Origin of the sequence: Alteromonas sp. MB-3u-76, assembly GCF_002831605.1 — a bacterium.
Lineage (GTDB): Bacteria > Pseudomonadota > Gammaproteobacteria > Enterobacterales > Alteromonadaceae > Alteromonas > Alteromonas hispanica.
Window position 1 is genome coordinate 4031305 of record NZ_CP025115.1, and the last position, 23949, is coordinate 4055253.

The following is a 23949-nucleotide window of genomic DNA, read 5'->3' on the forward strand; positions in this document are numbered from 1 at the left end:
GCATAATGTCATTGTTAATGTTAACTTATTCGTACATATCTCTTTTCACCCTAAAAAGAGAACACTATCGGGTGACAACGTTTTTTGCCCCTTTGAGAAGTGCTTCTTTATCAATTTTATTGGGAACTTCAACGCCTCTTCGCGCTGCGGGACGAGCCTCTATGCTGTTCTTCCAACGAGTAAGATTGTCCAACCCGTCAATACTTGCTCCTGACCATTCGTAGGTTCTTACCCAGCACCAATTAGCCATATCAGCTATAGAATAGTCATCTACTAAGTATTCATTGTTTGCCAAATGCCCGTCCAACACTTCGAACAATCGTCTTACTTCGTTTTGATATCTGTCGATAGCCACTGGAATTTTTTCTTCTAAGTAGCGATAGAACACATTTGCTTGCCCCATCATTGGACCTACGCCACCCATTTGAAACATAAGCCACTGCAATACTTTACTACGGCCTTTGTTATCATTAGGAAGAAACATCCCCGTTTTTTCAGCCAGATAAATCATAATAGCGCCAGACTCAAAGACGACATGATCACCTTCGCTCTTATCTACAATCACAGGTATACGACCATTAGGATTCATGGCGAGAAATTCAGAGGTCTTTTGCTCACCTTTCAACAAATTTACCGGCTTTACCGTATATTCTAACCCCATTTCTTCAAGCGCCACTGAGGCTTTCCAGCCATTGGGAGTCGCAGCGGTATAAAGTTCAATCATCAGGCTTTTGCACTCGCTCTGTTATTTACACTGTCGTACCAACGAAGAAGATTTTTTTGCTCATCTTTGATTCTAATATTTACCACCCGTGCGAAATCGATAGCACATAGTGCAGTGATATCTGCAATAGAGAAACTATCCCCCGCTATAAAGGGGTTTAGCTCTAATCTTCGCTCTAGAATGTTGAGGTATTTCGACGCATTAATACCCGCCTCTTTTCCATATTCCGGAACAGGCACCATGCGATCCTTAAAGTATCCCGTGGTGTGTTGAAAACACATTCCCACTTGAAGCATTAGCGCCAATTCCACCTGTCGCTGCCACATAGCTATGGTGCCCTTCTCTAGCGCGGTGCTTCCCATCAGCGATGGTTCTGGATGCAGCGCTTCAAAATAAGTACATATGGCATCTGTCTCTGCAATACAGGTTCCGTCGTCTAATTCGAGAATGGGTATTTTGCCGAGAGGATTTTTTGCTCTCATCTCTGCACTAAGGTTTTCCCCCTTCTGAATATCGACTTGAACATACTCCATATCAATACCCTTTTCAGCGAGAAACATGCGCACTCGACGGGGGTTAGGCGCTGTTTTTGTTTCATATATTTTCATGGTTGCAGGGACCTTTTTGTTTTTTTCTAGAGTAGAGACAAGTGAAAGTAGGATCAAATCACTCTTAATTAAGGTTAGTCTATTCAACCACTGAATGGTTATACCTGTTTGGCTAAAGAGGGTCTTTTCGACTCACAAGCACTTTGACTCGTTTTAACTCGTTACTTGTAAAGTGTTGCTCTTCATATTCGCGGAGTAATTCGTGGAGAGCCTCTTTTGATACGTCATTGTTATTCAACTGCGCTAAATAGAGACGATAACCCTCTATTTTTTTCTCCCATTCTTCTTGTTCACTCCACAATTCAACAAAACGTTGCGCCACTTCATCGCCAAACTCCGCACTGATGGCACTGAAACGAGAGTTATTATCTTTGTATTGCTGCTTTATTTTTTTAATTTTATGAATATCTATGGTTGGTTTGAATGCATCCCTATCGCTTGCTACTGCGAGAGATTCGATGATGGCATCTTTTTTTTGCGCTCTTGATAAGGTGTCAGCCTGTGCAATTGCCAATCTAGATAGTGCCTCATTATCAGTGTGTTCATCTTGACCAAATAAATAGTCATATTCATTTTTGGAAAAAAACTGCAGCCTTATATCAACCCTTTCATCGAGTTTTATTCTTATATCTTGCAGAGAAAAATTTACGGTATCTATTTCGACATTTTCATCGGCCAATGCGACCTTGTAATCTACATAACGAGCGAATAGGTCCACCGCATAGTCATGAGTCTCTTCTGTATAAGTGAGTAAGCTACTCTTAACAAAGGCAAGCTTTACGGTAAGTGGGGCTTTTTCCGAATGTTCCGCGATAAACAGTTCAAACTTGTCTCTAACGCGATTATCAAGCCTAAATGGCACCCGCTTGTTATCGCTAGAATGGGTATCATCAGGTTTTGCAACAAGCTTGGCGCTAATAAAAGACGCTGTGGCATGGCTTCCAGTTACTGTTGTAGGCGCACTCGAACGCTCTACAGAATTGGAATGCACAGAGGGATAAGGTGCATGGCCTAATTGTATTGCTAAGAATGCACCTAATAGGAGAGCGAGAAGCCCTCCATATACTACTACTTTTTTCACTATAGGCCTTGGCGCTTTAGTCTATTTGCCTGTTGAATAAACACGTTAACAGGGTTCGTTTCAAACCAATGTGTGATACCAAAGCTTTGGTTTACTTCATCAAGATGGTTCATTCTATAGTTGTCGCGTATTACTTTGCCTAAATGTGAACTACAAGTAGCCACCAAGCCGTCATTGGGCTCACTAAAAGCAGTGCCTGTAATGGCGAGAAACGGGTCTACGACATCGAGTGCATTAGTATAAGTTTTTCCACCGCTCCACGAATAATAGAACACGCCGTTTTCTGCCAACATTTTTCCATCATTTCTACAGTACGCTGAAGGCATTCCTTCGGGGTAGCGTTGATTAAATGCAATGGTTTCTTCTGTCGACAGCGAGTTTAAAGCAGCGATTGAATCTGTTGGTTTGTCTCTAGGGTCAGATCCTGACGCTAACTCGATGATATTTGCGAAGGCATTGACAACAACGCCAGCGGCATCTTCCTGAAATGAGTCTTCGGCAATCGCTTTACGCAACTGATCAGCCACTTTACTGCCCCAGTTTACTCCGCCCACTGAACTCACCGAGGCCACCTTATTCGGAGCAACGCTAGCCGCGTAACGCGCAGTGGGTCCGCCGTGACTGTGTCCAATTAAATTCACTTTATCCGCGCCTGAAAGCGCAAGTACATCATCAATATAGTCTAGTAATTGCTCGCCTCGCACCTCAGTAGAATTAGCAGGTGAAACTTCAGCAATGTAAACCTGCGCACCATTTCGCGTTAATTTTTGCGGAACCTTGTAGAAGTAATCGACAAACAATATGTCTTCAAAGCCAAAGAGGCCGTGCACTAAGACAATTGGATACTTTGTTTTAGCATAAGTAGATGCTGATACATGGCCGGCAAATGCCATGCAAATAACGGCGAGTAACAGTGAAACTTTCTTGAATGTTTTCATGTGTGTCCCATTAATCCGTTCTTTATGAACGCTTATTTTTTTAACAACAGTCTCTACAACAAAACCCTCTTAAATTCTGAGACCCGCTAAAGACAGTGGTCTGTGGTCAGACCTTTGTTATTTTTATGTAAACATAATGTAAATATCAAGAGATAAAAGAGAGAGCTAATTTTTTAGTTATAGATAAATTAGAATATTAATGAAAAACAAAAGATAAGAAATCAAGCTAATCAATAAGATAGCGAGTAATCAACGTATACTCGCTAATACTATTTATAAAGTAGATAGCGAGCATAGCCACAGGAAATACTTACTTTGGGTAATAGTGAGAACCTAGCCTTTATTTCTGTGCGCGTAGGCTTGAACATAGTTCACATCAAGGCTTGAAGTTGTGTGCCAGGTGGAGGTAAAGGGATTGAGCTTCATGCCTACTTGATGTTGAAGATCAAATTTATCACCTACCCACTCTGATAGCTCTGCGGGGGTAACAAATTTGCGCCAGTCGTGGGTGCCAATGGGCAAATAACGCATTACATATTCTGCGCCAACGATAGCGATAACGAAGCTTTTGATGGTTCTATTCAGGGTGGCCAGTATCAGTAACCCCCCTGGCTTCACCATACTAGCGCACTCTTCGATAAGCTGTTTTTGATCTGGCACGTGTTCAACAACTTCCGCATTGATAACCACATCGAACTGCCTGCCTTCTTTTACTACATCGCTTGAGAGTTGATGGCGATATTCTACATCAACGTTATTTTGCTGGGCATGTCGCTTTGCCACTCCAACACTAACCGCGCTTGCGTCTATTCCCGTCACGGTGGCACCTAAGGAAGCTAAAGGCTCGCTGATCAGCCCACCACCGCTGCCAATGTCGATAATCGATAATCCAGTGAGGGGAGAATGGGTATCTGCACATTCAAAATGTGTTTTTATTTGCGATTCGATCACCCTAAGTCTTGCCTTATTGAAATCGAGTGCGGTTTTAAATTTACCTTTCGGATCCCACCAGGTCTCTGCTAGAGCATCAAATCGGGCTATCTCTTCTTCAGAAAAATTGACGTTGCCACTTTTGGTGCTTTTATCCAACATGTATTTGTTACCTCAACAATATTTCTTTCGATGTGTATCGCAAATGAGTGCACTATAGCCAATCAGTTACCTGACTGGCTGATATCAACTTCTCCAAGCGTGTGCAAGTCTTGCGCATTCAATGCATGACGTTGTTATTATCTACGCTAGGTCGTTGCGATGGATAGCTGCAATGCATCCCTTTTTCAACAAAACCGTATACACTGATTAATTCTAGATACGTATTCAGCGAGGTATTTGATTTTGGCGAACGCAAAAAATGTTTATGGCCGCCCACTTCAGTTGTGTTGTGGCAACGCAGGCTTTACGAGAGAAGGGTTTTGCTATGTACCTTCGGCCGACGTGGGTAACCATAGCGTATGTGCGGTAGTGACAGATGAGTTTCTACAATTTTCATTACGCCAAGGTAACGACCTTATTACTCCCTGGCCAAGCATGGAGTTCTCCGGATTATTAGCAGGTGATAGATGGTGCTTGTGCGCGAGTCGTTGGCTGCAGGCCTATGAGGCTGGCGTTGCACCTAAAGTACGTCTTGAAGCCACCCACGAAAAAGCGCTTGATGTTATTCCATTGGCCGTACTTGAAGAGTATGCAGTACAATAAGGCTGCTATTAGGCCTCAAACCTGCTAAGAAAAAGTAAAGGCGCTTGATAGCGCCTTTGTTGTTCTCATTTTACTATATTGGTAAAGCATGCTTTTTCAGCTACGGGGTTCGAAGCACCATAAGACGGGTTTCGGTCATATCTTCAATGGCATAACGAATACCTTCTCGGCCTAAACCAGAGTCTTTTACGCCACCGTAAGGCATGTTATCCACTCGCCAGCTAGGCACATCACCAATAACTACACCACCTACATCCAGCTCATTCCACGCTTTATGCGCTTTGTAGATGTCGCGGGTAAACACGCCAGCCTGCAATCCGTATCGGCTGTTATTGACTTCAGCGAGGGCTTCTTCATAGGTGTCAAAAGAATAAAGAACCGATAAAGGTCCAAATGCCTCTTCAGCACTTGCATCGCAGTCCTTTGGAACATCTTCCATTACTGTAGCTTCAAGCATTGCACCATCACGGGTGCCACCGCACAATATTTTACCGCCGGCTTTTGCTGCTGAGGTAATCCAGTCGTGCAGTCGCTGCGCTTCACCTTCGGAAATCATTGGCCCAATAAAGGTATCTTCGCTAGACGGGTCGCCGCTTACCAATGACTTAACTTTTTCAACATAACGCGCTTTAAAGTCATCATATATAGCGCTGTGAACCAACAATCGCTGAACACTAATACAGCTTTGTCCAGATTGATAATAAGCACCAATAATAATGCGCTCGATAGCATCATCAAGATCAGCATCTTCATCGACAATACATGCTGCATTGCCTCCTAACTCTAAAACCACAGGTTTTTTGCCTGCTTTAGCTTTAAGTGCCCAACCCACATCAGGAGAGCCGGTAAAGCTAAGCAATTTCAAACGCTCGTCTGTTGTGAAGAGATCTGCGCCGTCCCGGCTACAAGGTAAAATTGAAAACGCTCCTTTAGGTAACGCGGTTTCAGCTAACACTTCGCCTATAATCAGCGCTCCAATAGGTGTTCTAGAAGCAGGTTTTAATACAAATGTACACCCCGCAGCGATGGCTGGCGCCACTTTGTGAGCAGCTAAATTTAGCGGAAAGTTAAAAGGTGAAATAAAGGAGCATGGTCCAATAGGCACCTTCTTCGTCATTCCTTGATAACCTTTGGCTTTTGCTGAAATTTCTAAGTTCACCACTTCACCGTTGATGCGAACCGACTCTTCAGCTGCTATTTTAAACGTATCAATAAGACGACTTACCTCACCCTTTGCATCTTTAATTGGCTTGCCTGCTTCAATGCATAGCGCCTGTGCCAATTCGTCTGAACGCTCAGTGAAACGCTTAACGCAATGCTCAAGTATTGCCTGACGCTCAAAGGGGGCTAAGGCAGTCATTGCACGCTGAGCATTATCTGCCGCAGCAATTGCCTTATCGATGGTATCTGCATCGGCAATCGCAACTTGTGTTGCTACTTCACCGGTATACTTATTGGTGACATCGAGGTCTGTGTTCGCATAAATCGCTTCACTTGCAAGATAGTATGGATAGCTTTCCTTCAACATATCGGCTCCTTTTGTTTTGCCTTGCTCTTGGTTAGAGCTTAGCACTGAGTTCTTTTATGGTTTTATTTAGGGTTTTGTCATTCATGCTGTAGTCGATAGGACAGTCAATAATATGAACCCCTGGAGTCTTCAGGCAGCTCTCGACCATAGGTATCAGCACATCTGCGTCATCCACCCGCCACCCCTGGGCCCCGTAGCTTTGAGCGTATTTAACAAAGTTTGGATTACCATAATCTAAACCAAACTCATCAAACGCCATGTTAGCCTGTTTCCACTTAATCATTCCGTAGGCATCGTCACGAAGGATGATCACGACTAAATCGAGCTTAAGTCTTACTGCCGTCTCTATCTCTTGGCTATTCATCATAAATCCGCCATCACCACATACGCTCAGCACAGGCACATCGCGATGCACAAGTTTTGCAGCCATGGCTGATGGAAGCCCAGCTCCCATACTCGCCAATGCGTTATCAAGCAGTAAGGTATTGGGGTGGTAAGCAGGGTAATTACGGGCAAACCATATTTTGTAAATACCGTTATCTAACGTGACTATGCCATTATCAGGCATCACCTTTCGTATATCTCTGACAAAGCGTTCAGGCAGTATTGGAAAACGACTATCATCTTCAGCTTCCGCTCTGTGGTGAACATACGCTTCGTGTACGTCTTTGTAGAAATCGAGTTTCCAATCTTCCTGTGGCGTTATCGCCTCTTTGATTTGCCAAATACTATTGGCGATGTCGCCAACCACTTCAAGCTGCGGAAAATAAACAGGATCAACGGCAGCAGGATCGAAGTTAACATGAATGACTTTTTTATCGTTGTGGTGCATAAAGAACGGTGGTTTTTCAACCACGTCATGGCCCACATTAATGATTAGGTCGGCTCGCTCAATCGCTCTGTGAACAAAGTCGCCATCAGATAATGCGGTGTTGCCGGCAAAGCGCGGGTCGCTCTCGTTGAGAACCCCTTTACCCATTTGTGTAGTAACAAAAGGGATACACGTTTTATCTACGAACTCCCGCAGCATTTTGGCAGTTAGCTTTCTGTTTGCACCCGCACCAATGAGTAGCAGTGGTGACGTTGCTTTCTCTATCATTTCAACCGCAGAGGACACCGCTTTGTATTCAGCAATAGGCCGCCTAGCTACGCTAGGCTCGAGTAGCTGCGCTGTAGTCTGCTCTGCGGCTATATCTTCTGGAAGTTCAATATGAACGGCACCGGGTCTTTCTTGGTGAGCAATTCTGAAAGCTTCTCTCACAGTAGAGGGAATTCTGTCGCCACTAACGACTTGACTGGTAAATTTGGTGATAGGACGCATCATGTCGACGATATCAATGACCTGAAAGCGCCCCTGCTTACTGGTTTTTATCGGTTTCTGGCCAGTTATCATTAACATAGGCATGGCGCCTAATTGAGCATACGCAGCTGGCGTAACAAGGTTGGTCGCACCTGGGCCTAGTGTGGCGAGGCAAACGCCTACTTTTCCGGTGAGCCTTCCGTATGTCGCCGCCATAAATCCCGCGCCTTGCTCATGGCGAGTGAGTACGAGCTTTATGTTGGAGGAACGCAATGATTCAAGCAGGTCGAGGTTTTCTTCACCTGGAATGCCAAAGACGTACGCTACACCTTCGGCTTCAAGAGCCTTTACAAATAGGTCAGACGCTTTCATTTACCACACACTCCTTTGTCGAGTTGTATATTGGTTTGAGTTAGTTGCTACGGCGATAACGTTAAAAACGATTTATGTCGCTATAACTATAGGCGTCTTTGCCGTATTTGCGTTTAGCTTTTTTGCTGTTCAGCTTCCCACTGCTCAAGCTTCTGCCTAGTGGCTTCATCAACTTGCGATTTATTTTCGCTAATCCACCAACGTTCCATTATCCGAACGTTTTTTTGATTCGCTTTGTAAAACACGTCAATAAGATCGCCAATAAACGGAATGAAGCCCAAACCGAAATCTATGGCAGAGTTTTTAACCATCTGTGCGACAAGAGCTGAAGGCATTCCCAGAGACTTACCCAACCATACAATTCTAAGAGAGACAAACAGCATTAAAGCGTCACCCGCCCCGGGGATTAAACCAACAATCGAATCCAGACCAATTTTGATAGGGATAAAGGGAAGTTTTATTGCGGTATCTAATAGGTTTGCCAGTTTTTGTGCTTTTAGTAATGCGCTTGGTGCTTTAACGTCCATATTCATTCCTATTAGGTTGTAATAATTAACGGCAAGGCATTGAGAGACTCAAAACCTTGCCTGCTTTGTATTAGCTATATATTTTAACTTATACCTCAGAGCCGAGTGCTTTTGCCAAACCTGCACGCACAGAGTTATCCGAATCTACTGTCCAACCATGAAGATTTTCCTGAACAATATCAAACAGTACATCAATGTGCTCTTCGTCGCTGTTAAGTGCGTCAATGTACTCGTAACGCTCGCCACCCGCTTCCATGAAATACTCATGGTTTTCTTCGCCAATTTCTTCAATGGTTTCCAAGCAATCGGCTGAAAAGCCAGGGCACATAACCTGAATGGATTTTACCCCTTTGCCCGGCAGCCCTTTTAACGTTTCATCAGTGTAGGGCTTCAACCATTCCTCTCGGCCAAACCGAGACTGAAACGTAGTCATATATTCATCATGAGATAAGCCAAGCTTTTCAGCAAGTAAGCGAGACGTCTTATGGCATTCGCAGTGGTAAGGGTCGCCATTCATCAAGTAACGCTTTGGAATACCGTGGTAGGAGAGAATAAGCTTGTCAGCGCGACCGTGCTTTTCCCAGTGCGCTCGTACTTTGTTGGCCAAGGCCTCAATAAAGTTATCTCTATCGTTGTAATGATTCACAAAGCGCAATTCAGGTAGCCAGCGGCGTTTAGTAAAGTCATTGGCAATAGCATCAAAGGTAGAGCCGGTAGTTGATGCGCTGTATTGAGGATAAAGCGGTAATACCACTAATTTTCTTACGCCATTTGCGAGCATTTTATCGATGGTATCGCTGATAGCAGGTTGGCCATAGCGCATTGCAAAGTCGACAATAACATCATCGCCGTACTTTTCTTTACAGCGTTTTGCAATGGCACTCGACTGCGCTTTGGTAATAGATAGTAACGGCGAGCCCTCGTCTGTCCATACCGTAGAATATGCCTCGGCTGAGCGCTTTGGACGAATATTCAAAATAATCAAATTAAGAATAAACCACCAGATGATACGTGGAACTTCTACTACTCGTGGATCTGACAAAAATTCTTTTAGGTAAGGTCTAAGCGCTTGCTTAGTAGGTGCTTGAGGAGTTCCTAAGTTAGTAACTAGCACCCCTATTTTGTCAGCTTGTGAATGGGAAAAGCCTTTGTTCGATTTATATTTCATTAACAGCAGTCCAAATAGTACAACGCAATATGGGTATTATACTGAGTTAGAGACATTTGTGATCGTTTAAAGCCCGATTAAAACCCAATTGCGTTAATAGGTTTTTAAGATGGAAACTACTTAAGTGAATAGGGAAAGCTTTCTTAGCGCCGATAATGAGAAGCAACAAAAAAGCCGTTAGTAATAAACCTAAGTTACAATCTAACGGCCTTCATTTTATTTTCTTTTAACAACGAAATCCTTAAGGTTGATAATAAGTCGCGGCCCCTGGCCCTACCGGCATGCCTAGCAAGAATACCCATATATAGAAGAGAATAGTCCAGCCCACAACGAAAACCATGGAGTACGGCAACATCATGGCGATAAGGGTACCCATACCCAAATCTTTCTTATATCGAGCCGCCATGGCGAGTATGAGTCCGAAATAACTCATCATAGGTGCAATAACATTGGTCACTGAGTCACCAATTCTATACGCCGCCTGAATAACTTCTGGCGCATAGCCAATAAGCATTAGCATAGGTACAAATATAGGTGCAGTGACTGCCCACTGCGCCGAAGCGCTGCCAAGAGACAAGTTCACAACGCCGCACATAAGAATAAATAGAATGAATACCGAAGGTCCATCTAAACCGGCAGCTTGTAGAAGCGCCGCACCTTTTACCGCTAATACGGTACCTAGGTTTGTCCATTTGAAGAATGCTACGAACTGCGCGGCAAAAAACACCAGAGTAATATAAAGCCCCATGGCACCCATACTTTTCGACATAGCATCGATAACGTCTTTGTCGCCTTTCATAGAGCCTGTTACTTTGCCATACACAAAGCCAGGTAACGCAAAAGTAATGAAGATAAAGGCAACAATGCCTTTTAAAAACGGCGAACCAGCTACTTCACCGGTTTCAGGATGGCGTAAAATACCGTTTTCAGGTACTACGGTAAGCGCTAAAACACCACACACGAGAGCAAATGAAATACCAGCCCAACGCAGGCCTTTTTTCTCTAATTCGGTTGGAGCGTCCATTGACTGGTTGCCTAAGTCGATAGACGCTTCACTAGGGTCGTACTGCCCAAGTCGCGGCTCAACCACCTTTTCGGTAACCAACGCGCCCATTGTGGCCACCACAAAGGTACTGATAAACATGAAGTACCAGTTTACTTCAGGACCAACCGCGTAGTCTGGGTCTATCATGTGCGCCGCTGCTTCGGTTATACCAGAAAGAAGTGGATCTACCGTACCTAGCAACAAGTTGGCACTGTACCCCGCCGATACGCCTGCAAAGGCTGCCGCCAAGCCCGCCAAGGGGTGTCTTCCTAAAGAATGAAAAATCATTGCCGCAAGCGGGATGAGAACCACATAGCCCAGCTCAGATGCTGTATTTGAAACGATACCAGCAAACACCACAGCAAAAGTCACCGCACGCTTAGAAGCATTCATTACCAGTGCCCGCATAGCCGCCGACAGTAAACCAGAATGTTCGGCCACCGATACACCAAGCAACGCGACTAACACAGTGCCTAGTGGGGCGAAGCCTGTAAAGTTGGTCACCAACCCAGTAACAATACGCTGCAGCCCTTCTGCGCTCATTAGCGAGATGACTTCAATCATCCCATCAGCCTCTCTTCCCTTTGCGCCTTCAGGGCGAGGATCGGCAACGGCTAAATCAAAGTAGCCAAGGATGCCGCTTAGCACCACTATGAATAGTGACAGTAGTGCGAACAGTGTTACAGGATGTGGAAGTAAATTACCAAGCCATTCTACCGTCGCTAAAAATCGTGAAAATAGACCGCTCTGTCCACCATTATTACTGGTAGACGTTGTTTTATTATTATCCGTTGTCAAAACGTTCCCTCTGTCGTTATGTCGTGTCTTTTTTAAATACGCGCTGCTGGGAAGGCAACGCAACTTAGTGTGATATGCGTGAATAAACAAAAAGTCACGCATGAATATGCGACACGTTTATTATAAGTTCGGCGGCATTTTATCGGAATTACACTAATTTTGGCAGAGTAAGCGATAAATGAGGTGTTATTTGCGTCTACGCTACTCATGCAAAAACAGGTGTTATCTCGCAAAAACAGTAGCTTATAAATTTACAGCGGGTACAAAAAAGCCGCTTTGCAAAGCGGCTTTTCTAAGTTTAGAAGCGTTTATTTGACTTGTGATTGGTTCATGTATTTGAAGAAATCACTGTCTGGTGCAATAACCATGACGTCTTGCTTACTTGAGAAACTCTTCTTGTACGCGTCCATACTGCGAAGGAAGCTGTAGAAGTCTGAATTTTTAGAGTAAACGTCGGCGTAGATTTGAGCTGCTAATGCGTCACCTTCACCGCGAAGCTGTCGTGCATTACGCTCTGCGTCAGCCAGCATTACGGTAACTTTAGCATCAATATTGGCGCGAATAACTTCCGCCTGCTCTTGACCTTCTGAGCGGTGCTCACGTGCAACCGCGGCGCGCTCTGCTCTCATACGCTGGAAGATAGAGTTACTCACTTCTGTTGGCAGGTTAATTTGCTTTACTCTCACGTCAACAATACGTATACCCAACTCATCTGAGGACGTGGATGCTTGTTCCATAGCCTGGTTCATCAGCGCAGAACGCTCACCTGATACAATTTGCGCAATTGTTCGTGTACCGAACTCAGAGCGTAACCCATTGTTCACTTTCTGCTTCAAAAGCGCCTCGGCTTGCAGCTTATTACCACCTGTAGACAAGTAATAGCGAGCAAAGTCATCAATTCTCCATTTCACATAAGAATCAACGATAAGATCTTTCTTCTCGCTTGTTACAAAGCGGTCAGGTGTTCCATCTAGCGTTTGAATACGTGCATCAAGGTGACGTACGGAATCGATAAAAGGTAGCTTGAAGTGCAGCCCTGGCGTGAACACTCTCGTCTCACCTGTGGCTTCATCTCGCTGAATTTTACCAAATTGTATAACTATAGCTCTCTCGCCTTCTTTAACGGCAAACAGAGAACCCGACGCCAACAAAACAAGGAGAACAACAACAGCAATAATAATATTTTTCATAGCGATTATCTCCCTTCTCTAAACGTGTCGCCGCGTAAGCCAGATGTAGGAGAACTGTTGCGGTTACGACCGCCCTCATTTGTTACCGGCATCTGCAACCCTTCTAGCGTGTTTCTAGATGTGGGCTTCGCATTTTCACGCTGACGATCCATTATTTTATCTAGCGGTAGATACATCATGTTGTTTCCACCTTTACTGTCCACAAGGATTTTGCTGGTGTTACCCAATACTTCTTCCATTGTCTCCAGATATATACGTTCACGCGTTACTACAGGAGCGCGTTCAAACTGAGGAAGTAGCTCTTCGAAACGTGCTACCTCACCTTGCGCTTCTAGTGTTACACGCTCTTTATAAGCTTGTGCTTCTTCGTTCATGCGGTTTACTTGACCACGAGCGCGAGGTTCAATCTCTCTCGCATAAGCTTCAGCCTCACGAATAAAACGTTGCTGATCTTCCTGTGCAGCTATGGCATCATCGAAAGCATCTTTAACCTGTTCAGGTGGACGAGCATCTCTAAAGTTCATATCGATAATCGAAACACCCATATTGTAGGGTTCAATAATGCCTTGTAGCTCTTCCCACACACGCTGACGAGTCATCTCACGGCCGTCGGTGAGTACGTCATCCATTCTCGAATGACCAACAACGTAACGGATTGCGCTGTCTAATGACTGGCTTAAACTCTTTTCAGGGTTTTCAACAGCAAACGTCCAGCGGAATGGGTCGACAACGCGATATTGCATCTCCATTTGCACACTAACCACGTTCTCGTCTTCGGTAAGCATAGAACCTGAAGATGACTGATCTCTAATAGACTGAACATCTACTGGAATGACTGAGTCTACAAATGTAGGCGCCCAGCGCAAGCCAGGTTCAACCTGTTTGTGATACTCACCAAAACGAAGCACAACACCTCGCTCAGCTTCCCTTATGGTGTAAAAGCCACTGATCACCCAAATGGCTATAAGAAGGCCAACAAGAATACCAGCACCGATACCGCCTAAGCTTTTACCTGAACCGCCACCATTGCCACCTGATTTACCAAACTTACCAAATAAGTTCTTAAATACATCATCTAAATCTGGGGGACCTTGCTCTCGGCCTCCGCGATTCTTCCACGGGTCGTTTTTATTTCCACCCGGCTCATTCCAAGCCATGCTGATACTCCATAGATTACAGTTTAATTTTTAAAGTTCGCATGCATTATCACGGCTTTCGCAGTGACTAATGTCGCACAACATACTCTGATATTCCGTTTTCTAGACGTTTCTCAAGTCTATTCCAGTCGGCAGCAGGCATTCTCACGTCTACCACCCAATCGCCTTGGTTGTCATACTCTTCATTGGATATGCAGTTTAATTCATACAAAACTCCACGAAGGCGGCTATGTGCCGGCGGTATCTTCAAGGTATAATTTACCATACTTCTTGCTAAACACTCTGTTAGTGCCTGACCAAGAAGTTCGGTACCCTCTCCAGTTTGAGCCGACAACCACACTCGAGTTGGAATACCCTCTTCGTTTCTTTCTATACGCGGTTCGACATCGTCTAGTTTATCAATCTTATTACAGATTAGTAATTGTTGTATCTCGCCCGCATCAATTTCTTCTAACACGTTATTTACTTCATCCATGGTCTCTCGATATTTCGCATCTGCGATATCGACAACGTGAAGCAAAAGATCCGCCTCTTGAGTCTCTTGCAGTGTTGCTTTAAACGCAGCAACAAGGTCGTGAGGAAGGTGACGAATAAAGCCCACAGTGTCGGCAAGTATAGCTGGCCCAACATCCTGTAATTCAATTTTTCTCAGTGTAGGGTCCAGCGTTGCAAACAACTGATCGGCAGCGTAAACATGTGAATCAGTAATAGTGTTAAACAACGTAGACTTGCCCGCATTCGTATAGCCAACTAAGGATACCGTCGGTATTTCAGCCCTTTTACGTGAACGTCTTCCCTGTTCGCGCTGTTTTTGGACTTTTTCTAGCCGGCGGAGAATGGATTTTATACGACCGCGTAATAGGCGGCGATCAGTTTCTAGCTGAGTTTCGCCAGGCCCACGCAAGCCAATACCACCTTTCTGACGCTCAAGGTGAGTCCAGCCTCGAATAAGGCGTGTAGAAATATGGCGCAGTTGAGCAAGCTCTACCTGAAGCTTACCTTCATGAGTTCGCGCTCTCTGAGCAAAAATGTCGAGTATTAAACCTGTTCTGTCTAATACTCTACATTTGCACACTGCCTCGAGATTTCGCTCCTGTGAAGGAGAGAGGGAGTGATTGAAAATAACCACGTTGGCCTCGTTTGCCTTTACTGCTGCGGCTATTTCTTCTGCTTTACCTGACCCGACGAAAAACTTTGCATGCGGTGCACTACGCGAGGTGGTAATCACCTCCACCGCATTTACGCCCGCTGAAGACACAAGTAGCTCTAGCTCACTTAAGTCTTCTTTGCTGTTTTCATCAGAAAAATGTATATGAACAAGTACAGCCTGTTCACCGGCTTCATAACGGTCAAACAAGCGCGTTACCTTTTAAATTATTCAGTTTTATTATTTTCAGAATCTCCTGTTGTACTTGGCATTGTGATAGCACGTGCTGGAACAACGGTTGATATTGCATGTTTGTAAACCATTTGACTAACAGTGTTTTTTAACAAAATAACGAACTGATCAAATGATTCAACCTGTCCCTGAAGTTTAATCCCGTTTACCAGATAAATAGATACTGGAATACGTTCCTTGCGCAAAGCGTTCAAGAATGGGTCTTGTAATGATTGCCCTTTAGCCATTTGTAATCCTTAGTTTTTATTATTAGCGGGCGTCTTTTCACACCGCTGCACGTCTATTATATAACACACTCACCTATTTAGAGTGTGACTTTTGCTGCAATTTTAGTCAAATTATCGTTAGCAAATGTGTCTAACCACGTCACATCTTGCCAACCACGCAGCCAAGTAAGCTGCCTTTTAGCAAGTTGTCTTGTTGCTATAATACCTCGTTCACGCATTTCACATCGCGAAAGTTGACCTTCGAAGTATTGCCACATCTGCCGGTAACCCACAGAACGAACAGACGGCAAACCTTCATTAAGATCACCTCTTTCGTACAACTTTTTCACTTCCCTTTCAAAGCCCTCTGCTAGCATCATATCGAACCTACGCTCAATGCGCTCATGCAGTATAGCCCTATCTTGAGGGGCAATAGCAAATTGTGTTATTTCATATGGGCATTTTTCACCCTCTTGCTCTTGCCAATGTGTCAGGGTTTTACCTGTACTTCGATACACTTCAAGAGCACGAGTGATTCGCTGTGGGTCGTTTGGGTGAATTCTTTCACCACTCACCTTATCTACATTCATTAATTCTGCATGCAGACTTGACCACCCAGAGCGCTCAGCCTCACGATTAATCTGTTCGCGAATAACATCGTTTGACTTAGGTAGTGACGAAATTCCATTTATCAAGGCATTAAAGTACATCATTGTACCACCTACCAAAATAGGTAGCCTGCCCCGTTCGTGAATTTCGCCAATCAGCCTCGTCGTATCGTTGACAAATTGCGACACTGAATAGCTATCTTTAGGGTCAATTATATCGATAAGGTGATGCTTAACTGCCCCCTGCTCATGCGCTGTGGGTTTTGCAGTCCCTATGTCCATTCCCTTGTACACCAAGGCAGAGTCGACGCTGATAATTTCGCTGTCAGTCTGCTTTGCAACATCCAACGCCAGTGACGTTTTTCCGGACGCAGTAGGCCCCATAATCGCAAGTACTTGAGAAGCAGAATCTATGCCAGTTGACATCTCATTCACCCCACGTACTTAATATGTCATTTATCGGGCGCACTTTAGCAAATTGCTTGATGTATTCCCATTGTTTAGACTGACTTTGCTGCTCCAACCAGTACCAAATTGCGCTGTCCACCTGTTCATCAACCTCTTGTTGGGGAACAACAACATTTTCAACAATATTCTGTACGCTATCGACGTGCGCGCAGAGAAAATATTCAAACCATTTAATCCAAGGTAAATGCCTGGTGCCTGCTGGCACTTGTTGCAGCCGGTACTTACCTGCCACTTTGTTGATATCAAAGTGTAATTCCGCTAGCACTTCTAACGTAGCATTACTCACGTCGTCTGCGTTAATTGCCACAGGCATAAGTAAAGGCTGCCCGTGTTCTGCTCTAAAAAATAGCGCAAGAAGCCATTCGGTCACTAAGCTACCCGTTGACAATAAATACGCCTCGCCCTGATTAACATAAAGCCTTTGATGCGAAGTGAGGTTAACCGACGATAGCATGAGCTCGTTTGAAGCATCGTTATCTATGCTACTTTCTTTTAGAGTCATCAGTGCATTAAAACCTGCCTGATAAGCTGCTGTAGGCCCTTTTGCTTGCCTTTGAAAATCAGTAAGACGCCCTCGGGATGGTGTCGCCTGCGACGATAACGATGATGATAACGGTGATAATGAGGGTGACGACGATGAGGGTGCCGATGGAGAATTTCCAGAGGTGCTCGCGCCACCGTATAAGCCTTCTTGAGAGCGAACAAAGGAAGAACCAATAGAACCTGTAAAAGAATCGTTCGACGAGCCACGATGTGCAGGTGAAGTGGTGGAATCAGCACTGCTAAGTGGACGAATATAGCCATGCTCTACTGTTGGAGTCATATAATCATTAGGTTGATGACTCGCACTAGCAATGTTGTTTTGCTCGGGAAGATCATTGCTCAGTGCATGCAAAGCGTCGCATACGCTTTTGCAAATGAAGTCATGTACCAAACGGCTTTGCTGGAAACGAACCTCGTGCTTTGCCGGGTGAACATTCACATCAACATCTTTGGGGTCTAGACTTAAATACACTACAAAGCTGGGCTGCTCTAAAACGCCCCATACGCTTTCATAAGCTTGGCGAATGGCGTGCATGATAAGCTTATCCCGCATACCTCGACTGTTTACAAAACTGAACTGGCAATCGTTACTGCTTCTCAGCATGGTCTCGTTGCCAAGCCATGCATCGATAGTAATTCCGTCATAATGGGTGTTGATATGCACCGCGTTTTGCACAAACTTTTGTCCCACAACGGCGGCTATTCGCCGCTCAATGCTGCCCTCTTTGTCGGCGATATAGCGTTTTATTACCTTATCATTATGCTTAAGGATAAATGAAACATGGGGGTAACTTAGCGCAACGCGTTTAACGACATCTTCAATATGTTGGAACTCTGTTTTTTCTGTACGCAAAAACTTACGACGGGCAGGCGTGTTGTAAAAAAGATCCGCCACATCAATTGTGGTTCCTACGGGGTGGGCAGCAGGCCTTATGGCTACAGCCATATCTCGCCCCTCGCAATAGGCTTCCCACGCTTCGCTTTGTGCCTGCGTCTTCGATGTTAGCGTTAAACGTGTCACCGAGCTTATACTTGCTAGCGCCTCGCCGCGAAATCCAAGGGATAAAATTTGTTCTAAATCGTCTAGGGTAGAAATTTTACTTGTGGCATGGCGACTTAACGCAAGTTGAAGTTCATCTTTTGCTATACCCGCGCCATTGTCTTTTATACGAATTCTCTTGTGTCCGCCTTTTTCAATATCTATCTCTATTTTTGTAGCGCCCGCATCGACGCTGTTTTCAAGAAGCTCTTTAACCACGGATGCAGGCCTTTCTACCACTTCACCTGCGGCAATTTGGTTAGCTAGTTGTGGAGACAAAAGTTGTATAGGCAAAAAAGCCCCCTGTAAGAATGTAAATTCGTTTTACTGACTTTTTTGTTTGGCAAAAGTCTATGGAACGAGAAATGCGCGTTTTTTAAGTACTGGGTATGGTGAGTACTTGCCCTATTCTCACTACGTCGGTGTTTAAGTTGTTAGCTTCTTTAATGCGACTAACTCGCACGTTGTAACGTTGTGCAAGCAGTGATAACGACTCACCCGAGCGTACTTTGTGCGTCCTGTTTTTCGCCTTTTCAGCGGCCCACAGCGTCCCGTCTGGAGGTACCTGTCTAAAATATCGTTTTGCTGCATTAAACATGGCTTTTGCCAATCGCTCACGGTATTTTGACCAGTTGAGATTTTTTTCTTCCTGAGGATTTGAAATAAAGCCTACCTCTACGAGAATTGAAGGAATATCTGGTGACGTTAATACTGCCAGGCTGGCCGCTTGAGGCTTTCTCTTGTGCAGCGAGGTTACCGCTTTTAACTCTTCTATAACTTTGTTACCCAAATCGTGACTGGTCGCCATTGAGTGATCCATGGACAAACCGAGAATGGTTTCCGCCAAATAGCGTTCACTCGATTTATCACTAATAACCTCTGCCGCACCGCCTAATAATTCAGAGTGTCGTTCTGTACGCTCCATCCAGCGGCCTAATTCGGTATCCGCTCTTCGCATTGACAACACCCACACAGAGCCGCCTCGCGGCTCGGGTTGAGTGAAAGCATCAGCGTGAATGGAAATCAATAAATCTGCTTTTTTCTTGCGCGCAATTTCCGGTCGTTTATTAGGTGAAAGATAGTAGTCGCCAGAGCGCGTCATTATTGCACGCATTCCAGGCTCTGCATCAACCATAGCCTGCAACCTTTTGGCAATACTCAGCGTAATGTGCTTTTCAAAAGTGCCGGAAGGACCTATTGAGCCCGGATCTTGACCGCCATGACCAGCATCAATAGCAACGATAATATCTCTGTCTCGGGTGCTGCTAGACTCATCAAGAATAACCCGTTGTTTTGAGGAACTTGTATTTGTTGACGATAACGAGTTAGCGGTAGTTGACGGGTCCGGCTTACCATCTTTCAAACTATCCGCCAAATCAAGAACAAGCCTATGCCCATAAGGTTGCTCGGGTGGCATAGCAAAAAGCGTAGGCTCTGCACTGCGATTTAGTTCTACCACAACCCGCGCAGAGGTTGCACGTTTAGGTGTTGAATAGCGAAGCTTTCGAACAAGGCTGCCACTATTTTTAACCGTAGATAACTTGAAGGAATCAGACGTGTTCTTAAAATCGATAACAACTCTAAGCGGTTTCTTCAGTGTGAAATAAGTAAATTCTGGTGCGCCATTCATGTCAAAAACAATGCGAGTTTTTGATGAATCTGGGGAGACTCTAATGCCGCTGATTTTATTTTGTGCAGCATTCACAAATTGTGTCATAAAACACAATACTAATACTGTTATTACACTGCGCACCATAGTTTGCCTTTACGTCTTCATTCTCTTGCTGTTAAAACAAGAGATGCTTTTTGTTTTTATATACGCTTACATTGCTGGAGCAGCTTGGCACCCAGAGCTGTTGTCGCCTCTAAGTTAAACTGCCTCCCCGATGTCGACATTGTTATACTAATCACTAAGTCAGGGGAAGCCAAGTACTCTCCCCCCTTTTCAGACCATTCTACTAGCGCCACAGCGCCCCCACCAAAATAATCTCTAATGCCCATAAACTCTAGCTCTTCAGGATCTGCTAAGCGATACAGGTCAAAATGATAGATATTGACGTTCTCTAGCTCATAAGGCTCAACTAGAGTATACGTGGGACTTTTAACGCTACCTGAATGACCCAAAGCTTGAATAAAATAACGGCTGAAGGTGGTTTTACCCGCACCGAGGTCGCCATTGAGAAAAATCACCACATCGGAAGGGAGTTGGCTCGATACTGCGTTAGCAAGATCTTGAGCAAGTTGTGAAGTATCATCAACATCGCTGGCAAAAAATGAGGATTGCGGGTAAGACATCTACGTTATTCCACCTAAAATAAACCTCGCAGTAGATACCTTACACGCCATTACGTTAAATGCGCTGAACACTCAGGCTATTGGTTATGGTTAATTAGGCTACGTACTGCATCAAAAAAGTCACTCGCTATCATACCACGTTGACCGTGCTGTTGGGCAATATCGTCGCCCGCTTTTGCATGTAAAACCACACCGTATTTTGCAGCAATATCGGTTTCTACACCTTGCGCCAGTAATGCACCTAGAATACCGCTGAGAACATCGCCGCTACCGGCTGTTGCCATGCCCGGGTTACCGTGTCGACAAACCCATGTTCTCTTTTCATTATCAATAAGCGTTCCTGCACCTTTTAATACGCATACTGAATGATATCGCTGTGAACATTGACGAGCATAATTAAAGCGATCGCTTTCTACATCATCAACTGAGACGCCAAGTAATCGAGCCGCTTCCCCTGCGTGAGGGGTTAAAATACTCTGTGACAAGGTAAAAGCTGTCGACTGTTTGCATAAAAGATTAAGCGCGTCTGCGTCGATAACAATGGGCTTATTAGTAGCCTGACAATGCTTTAGCGTTGTTGCAAACGTGCTTTCAGACCACGCATCTAACCCTAATCCAGGGCCAATAACCACACAACTTGCCCATTGGAGCGCGTCTTCTAAATGACTATCGGATACCATTAATTCGGGCCGACCGGCACTCACTTGAACAATTGAGGATTCGTGAGTGTAAACCCGCACCATCCCTGCACCGCTTCTCAAGGCAGCTTCACCAGCTAAGCGGATGGCACCTGCTGTCCCTCTATTACCGCCAATACAAAGAAGGCGACCATAAGTACCTTTATGACTGTGAACATCTCTTGGCCCCATTCCTTTAAAATGGTCAATGTTCAACATAGTAGCGCTTGGCTTTGCCAATGACTGAAACGCGTTTCCAATGCCTAAATCTGCATACACAAGCTTGCCGCAAGATTGTTTACCAGCCCCCGTTACCAATCCTGGCTTTATTCCAACGAAGGTAACCGTTATGTCAGCCTGCACACAGCGCCCCAAACTTTGCCCTGTATTCGCGTCTAATCCAGAGGGTACGTCCACACTTACCACCGGCGTACTACTGCTGTTAATCGCATCTATCACATCAGCAAATTCATTGCGAATATAGCTATTGATACCCGTTCCTAACAACCCATCTATGACCACGTCTGCTCGGTCTAGTAACTGTGTGCTAAAGTGTTTAATTTCGCCGCCAGAATCTAACCATCGCTTTTGCGCAATACCGGCGTCGCCTTCTAAAATGCGCTCCGGCTCTATGGCACACAAGTCAACTTGCTTACCGGCAAGCTTTGCGTTCATGGCCGCTATGTAACCGTCTCCTGCGTTATTGCCTTGGCCAACGAGAACAAGATAAACATCTGAGTTTGGAATCAGCTCTAAGCATTGCTTAAAAACAGCATCGCCAGCACGTTGCATCAGCGTAAACATGTCGCAGTTTGAATTAGCCGCGGCCGTCTTTTCGTTTTCGCGAACTTGGTCGGCTCTAAATAGTTTGTATGATAAACTTGACGTGAGTTGAGTATCTAGCATGAGAATATGTCCGCAATTAATTCTATCGATCTCGTTGAATTGACCCACAATATCAAGGCTTGGGGAGCAGCGCTAGGCTTTCAGCAAGTTGGTATAAGCGATATTGATCTGCATCAGCATGAAGCGCATTTGCAGGCATGGTTAGACAATGGCTATCACGGTGACATGAACTTCATGCAGTCGCATGGAATGAAGCGCGCTAGGCCCGCTGAACTTGTACCCGGTACGTTAAGGGTGATAAGCGTGCGAATGAATTATCTTCCTCCCGATGCCTCTTTTGCTAAGCACTTAAACGCCTCAGACATTGGTTACATCAGCCGTTATGCACTCGGTCGGGATTATCACAAAGTGCTTCGAAAGCGCTTGAAGCAACTTGGTGAAAAAATTACGCAGGCGTTAAGTACAACTGAATACCGCCCCTTTGTCGACTCTGCCCCTGTTTTAGAGCATGCCATAGCAGAGAAAGCAGGAATAGGCTGGACGGGTAAGCACAGTTTAACGCTCAATAAAGAAGCGGGCTCTTGGTTCTTTCTGGGTGAGCTTTTTATCAACCTGCCTCTTCCAGTCGACTCACCGGTTGAAGAAGGTTGTGGAAGTTGCACTGCATGCATGACTATATGCCCAACCAATGCAATCGTGGCACCTTATCAGGTAGACGCTAGACGTTGTATTTCCTACCTCACGATAGAGTCGGACGAGGATATTCCTGAAACGCTTAGACCGCTTATGGGTAATCGCATTTATGGGTGTGACGACTGTCAGCTTGTTTGCCCTTGGAATCGCTATGCAGATATTACCGAAGAGGAAGACTTTCACGCCAAAGAGGTACTTCAAGGCCAGCCCTTAACTACCCTTTTTTCATGGAGTGAAGAAACCTTTTTACACAATACGTTAGGTTCGCCTATTCGTCGCATTGGTTATGAGAAGTGGCAGCGTAATATCGCGGTAGCGATTGGCAATGCAGCATATAGTGAGGACAGTATCGCGATACTTCGCGCTCGCCGAGGAATGGTGAGCAACCAAGTAGACAGACACATTGACTGGGCAATCGAACAACTACATGTAAAATCCACCCAAGAGAAGGGCGATGAAGCACCGCGTCAGCAGAAACGTTTAATTAGAGTGGTAGAAAAGGGTCTGCCGCGAGATGCATAAGTTTTACCGCCCTATTGACGTTGGCGCTGGTTGAACTCCCAATTTCGGGGTAAATGTCGCTGAAAAGCGTACTGACTTTTCAGACGTCGAATTTATTGACGAATTGAGAGTTCCAACATCCCAGGTAGGCGAAGCAGGCAAGTTTTTTATCACTTCAGTGAGCTCTTCGACAGTGCCGACAAAAACCCCGTCTATCTCACATAAGGCTTCAGAACACACAATACTGTCTAACAAAATCTGGTTTGCTTGAGGTGATGCCCCAAAAATGCTTCGCAACTCTGATTCAGCATCAACAAACTTGGCACTTTCTTTTGATCCCTTTATATTTACTGTAGGGCGCACCACCTTGAGCTCGCTATTCTGGGTAGAGCGAGAGCGCCCTAGAACGCTACTTAGGCGCTCATGCTCCACTGCCGAGTTATCTAGCTTCTGCTTGTAAGAAATAAACTTAAAGCCAGCTATAACAGCAAACGAAACAAGCAAAAGCAGAAACCAAGGTTTCATCAAGTGTCCTTATTACCT

The 23949-nt window shown here is 44.9% G+C and carries 22 protein-coding genes; 2 read left to right on the forward strand and 20 right to left on the reverse strand.

Translation table 11 applies throughout. From position 1 onward, the window contains the following. Nucleotides 1-64: 64 nt before the first annotated feature. The 5 genes from CW735_RS17950 to ubiG form a co-directional block, all read right to left on the reverse strand. The gene (locus CW735_RS17950; protein WP_071980847.1) at nucleotides 65-724 is read right to left on the reverse strand and encodes a glutathione S-transferase family protein; all 660 of its coding nucleotides are present in this window, start codon (nucleotides 722-724) and stop codon (nucleotides 65-67) included. Further along, nucleotides 724-1332, reverse strand: coding sequence for a glutathione S-transferase family protein (locus tag CW735_RS17955; RefSeq protein ID WP_100973311.1), 609 nt, complete (start codon nucleotides 1330-1332; stop codon nucleotides 724-726). Before CW735_RS17955 ends, CW735_RS17950 begins: the two co-directional genes overlap by 1 nt. Nucleotides 1333-1444: 112 nt before the next feature. Beyond that, entirely contained in the window at nucleotides 1445-2413 is a 969-nt protein-coding gene (locus tag CW735_RS17960; protein ID WP_157812724.1) for a lipase secretion chaperone, read from the reverse strand. Next, the gene (locus CW735_RS17965; protein WP_269529789.1) at nucleotides 2413-3306 is read right to left on the reverse strand and encodes a lipase family alpha/beta hydrolase; all 894 of its coding nucleotides are present in this window, start codon (nucleotides 3304-3306) and stop codon (nucleotides 2413-2415) included. Before CW735_RS17965 ends, CW735_RS17960 begins: the two co-directional genes overlap by 1 nt. 378 nt (nucleotides 3307-3684) lie before the next feature. After that, nucleotides 3685-4443, reverse strand: a complete 759-nt coding sequence (gene ubiG, locus CW735_RS17970; RefSeq protein ID WP_071980850.1) for a bifunctional 2-polyprenyl-6-hydroxyphenol methylase/3-demethylubiquinol 3-O-methyltransferase UbiG — start codon at nucleotides 4441-4443, stop codon at nucleotides 3685-3687. A gap of 243 nt (nucleotides 4444-4686) precedes the next feature. On the opposite strand from ubiG, the gene CW735_RS17975 reads away from it, so the two are divergent. Continuing rightward, nucleotides 4687-5046: a DUF2237 family protein gene (locus tag CW735_RS17975; RefSeq protein WP_071981379.1), complete on the forward strand. Its 360-nt coding sequence runs from the start codon at nucleotides 4687-4689 to the stop codon at nucleotides 5044-5046. Nucleotides 5047-5146: 100 nt separating this feature from the next. Here CW735_RS17975 and CW735_RS17980 read toward each other — a convergent pair whose 3' ends face one another. The 14 genes from CW735_RS17980 to CW735_RS18045 form a co-directional block, all read right to left on the reverse strand. Further along, nucleotides 5147-6574, reverse strand: a complete 1428-nt coding sequence (locus CW735_RS17980) for an aldehyde dehydrogenase family protein (RefSeq protein WP_071981380.1) — start codon at nucleotides 6572-6574, stop codon at nucleotides 5147-5149. 31 nt (nucleotides 6575-6605) lie between these two features. Next, nucleotides 6606-8246 (reverse strand): acetolactate synthase large subunit, encoded by a 1641-nt coding sequence (locus CW735_RS17985; protein ID WP_071980851.1) that lies wholly within the window; start codon nucleotides 8244-8246, stop codon nucleotides 6606-6608. Between the two features lie 113 nt (nucleotides 8247-8359). Further along, a complete protein-coding gene (locus CW735_RS17990; RefSeq protein WP_083595332.1) occupies nucleotides 8360-8773 on the reverse strand; it encodes a DUF4112 domain-containing protein in 414 nt (137 codons plus the stop codon). A gap of 88 nt (nucleotides 8774-8861) precedes the next feature. After that, nucleotides 8862-9941, reverse strand: coding sequence for a ferrochelatase (gene hemH / locus CW735_RS17995; RefSeq protein WP_071980853.1), 1080 nt, complete (start codon nucleotides 9939-9941; stop codon nucleotides 8862-8864). Nucleotides 9942-10182: 241 nt separating this feature from the next. Further along, on the reverse strand, nucleotides 10183-11784 hold the full coding sequence (locus tag CW735_RS18000; RefSeq protein ID WP_071981381.1) for an AbgT family transporter: 1602 nt from the start codon (nucleotides 11782-11784) through the stop codon (nucleotides 10183-10185). Between the two features lie 308 nt (nucleotides 11785-12092). After that, on the reverse strand, nucleotides 12093-12974 hold the full coding sequence (gene hflC / locus CW735_RS18005; RefSeq protein WP_071980854.1) for a protease modulator HflC: 882 nt from the start codon (nucleotides 12972-12974) through the stop codon (nucleotides 12093-12095). 5 nt (nucleotides 12975-12979) lie between these two features. Further along, nucleotides 12980-14131: an FtsH protease activity modulator HflK gene (hflK, locus tag CW735_RS18010; protein ID WP_071980855.1), complete on the reverse strand. Its 1152-nt coding sequence runs from the start codon at nucleotides 14129-14131 to the stop codon at nucleotides 12980-12982. Nucleotides 14132-14198: 67 nt separating this feature from the next. Beyond that, nucleotides 14199-15488, reverse strand: coding sequence for a ribosome rescue GTPase HflX (gene hflX, locus CW735_RS18015; protein ID WP_071980856.1), 1290 nt, complete (start codon nucleotides 15486-15488; stop codon nucleotides 14199-14201). A 17-nt stretch (nucleotides 15489-15505) separates the two neighbouring features. After that, nucleotides 15506-15757 carry an RNA chaperone Hfq gene (gene hfq, locus CW735_RS18020; protein ID WP_071980857.1) on the reverse strand — a complete coding sequence of 84 codons (252 nt, stop codon included), beginning with the start codon at nucleotides 15755-15757 and terminating at the stop codon, nucleotides 15506-15508. A gap of 77 nt (nucleotides 15758-15834) precedes the next feature. Then, nucleotides 15835-16770, reverse strand: a complete 936-nt coding sequence (gene miaA / locus CW735_RS18025; RefSeq protein ID WP_071980858.1) for a tRNA (adenosine(37)-N6)-dimethylallyltransferase MiaA — start codon at nucleotides 16768-16770, stop codon at nucleotides 15835-15837. Nucleotide 16771: 1 nt separating this feature from the next. Then, on the reverse strand, nucleotides 16772-18688 hold the full coding sequence (gene mutL / locus CW735_RS18030; protein ID WP_100973059.1) for a DNA mismatch repair endonuclease MutL: 1917 nt from the start codon (nucleotides 18686-18688) through the stop codon (nucleotides 16772-16774). 82 nt (nucleotides 18689-18770) lie between these two features. Continuing rightward, nucleotides 18771-20150 (reverse strand): N-acetylmuramoyl-L-alanine amidase, encoded by a 1380-nt coding sequence (locus tag CW735_RS18035; protein WP_100973060.1) that lies wholly within the window; start codon nucleotides 20148-20150, stop codon nucleotides 18771-18773. Nucleotides 20151-20206: 56 nt separating this feature from the next. Continuing rightward, nucleotides 20207-20689 (reverse strand): tRNA (adenosine(37)-N6)-threonylcarbamoyltransferase complex ATPase subunit type 1 TsaE, encoded by a 483-nt coding sequence (tsaE, locus tag CW735_RS18040; RefSeq protein WP_071980861.1) that lies wholly within the window; start codon nucleotides 20687-20689, stop codon nucleotides 20207-20209. A gap of 77 nt (nucleotides 20690-20766) precedes the next feature. Then, entirely contained in the window at nucleotides 20767-22272 is a 1506-nt protein-coding gene (locus CW735_RS18045) for an NAD(P)H-hydrate dehydratase (RefSeq protein ID WP_071980862.1), read from the reverse strand. A gap of 6 nt (nucleotides 22273-22278) precedes the next feature. On the opposite strand from CW735_RS18045, the gene queG reads away from it, so the two are divergent. Then, nucleotides 22279-23427 carry a tRNA epoxyqueuosine(34) reductase QueG gene (queG, locus tag CW735_RS18050; protein WP_071980863.1) on the forward strand — a complete coding sequence of 383 codons (1149 nt, stop codon included), beginning with the start codon at nucleotides 22279-22281 and terminating at the stop codon, nucleotides 23425-23427. 3 nt (nucleotides 23428-23430) lie between these two features. On the opposite strand, the gene CW735_RS18055 is transcribed toward queG, so the two are convergent. Next, nucleotides 23431-23931 carry a hypothetical protein gene (locus tag CW735_RS18055; protein WP_100973061.1) on the reverse strand — a complete coding sequence of 167 codons (501 nt, stop codon included), beginning with the start codon at nucleotides 23929-23931 and terminating at the stop codon, nucleotides 23431-23433. Nucleotides 23932-23949 lie beyond the last annotated feature (18 nt).

What these genes read in the sequence shown, in the direction of transcription:
- hflK (WP_071980855.1), bottom strand. Translation starts at nt 14,131, where the DNA reads ATGGCTTGGAATGAGCCGGGTGGAAATAAAAACGACCCGTGGAAGAAT.
- hfq (WP_071980857.1), bottom strand. Translation starts at nt 15,757, where the DNA reads ATGGCTAAAGGGCAATCATTACAAGACCCATTCTTGAACGCTTTGCGC.
- ubiG (WP_071980850.1), bottom strand. Translation starts at nt 4,443, where the DNA reads ATGTTGGATAAAAGCACCAAAAGTGGCAACGTCAATTTTTCTGAAGAA.
- CW735_RS17990 (WP_083595332.1), bottom strand. Translation starts at nt 8,773, where the DNA reads ATGGACGTTAAAGCACCAAGCGCATTACTAAAAGCACAAAAACTGGCA.
- tsaE (WP_071980861.1), bottom strand. Translation starts at nt 20,689, where the DNA reads ATGTCTTACCCGCAATCCTCATTTTTTGCCAGCGATGTTGATGATACT.
- CW735_RS17955 (WP_100973311.1), bottom strand. Translation starts at nt 1,332, where the DNA reads ATGAAAATATATGAAACAAAAACAGCGCCTAACCCCCGTCGAGTGCGC.
- CW735_RS18035 (WP_100973060.1), bottom strand. Translation starts at nt 20,150, where the DNA reads ATGGTGCGCAGTGTAATAACAGTATTAGTATTGTGTTTTATGACACAA.
- hemH (WP_071980853.1), bottom strand. Translation starts at nt 9,941, where the DNA reads ATGAAATATAAATCGAACAAAGGCTTTTCCCATTCACAAGCTGACAAA.
- miaA (WP_071980858.1), bottom strand. Translation starts at nt 16,770, where the DNA reads ATGTCAACTGGCATAGATTCTGCTTCTCAAGTACTTGCGATTATGGGG.
- CW735_RS17980 (WP_071981380.1), bottom strand. Translation starts at nt 6,574, where the DNA reads ATGTTGAAGGAAAGCTATCCATACTATCTTGCAAGTGAAGCGATTTAT.
- CW735_RS18055 (WP_100973061.1), bottom strand. Translation starts at nt 23,931, where the DNA reads ATGAAACCTTGGTTTCTGCTTTTGCTTGTTTCGTTTGCTGTTATAGCT.
- CW735_RS17965 (WP_269529789.1), bottom strand. Translation starts at nt 3,306, where the DNA reads ATGGCATTTGCCGGCCATGTATCAGCATCTACTTATGCTAAAACAAAG.
- CW735_RS18045 (WP_071980862.1), bottom strand. Translation starts at nt 22,272, where the DNA reads ATGCTAGATACTCAACTCACGTCAAGTTTATCATACAAACTATTTAGA.
- CW735_RS17950 (WP_071980847.1), bottom strand. Translation starts at nt 724, where the DNA reads ATGATTGAACTTTATACCGCTGCGACTCCCAATGGCTGGAAAGCCTCA.
- CW735_RS17985 (WP_071980851.1), bottom strand. Translation starts at nt 8,246, where the DNA reads ATGAAAGCGTCTGACCTATTTGTAAAGGCTCTTGAAGCCGAAGGTGTA.
- hflC (WP_071980854.1), bottom strand. Translation starts at nt 12,974, where the DNA reads ATGAAAAATATTATTATTGCTGTTGTTGTTCTCCTTGTTTTGTTGGCG.
- queG (WP_071980863.1), top strand. Translation starts at nt 22,279, where the DNA reads ATGTCCGCAATTAATTCTATCGATCTCGTTGAATTGACCCACAATATC.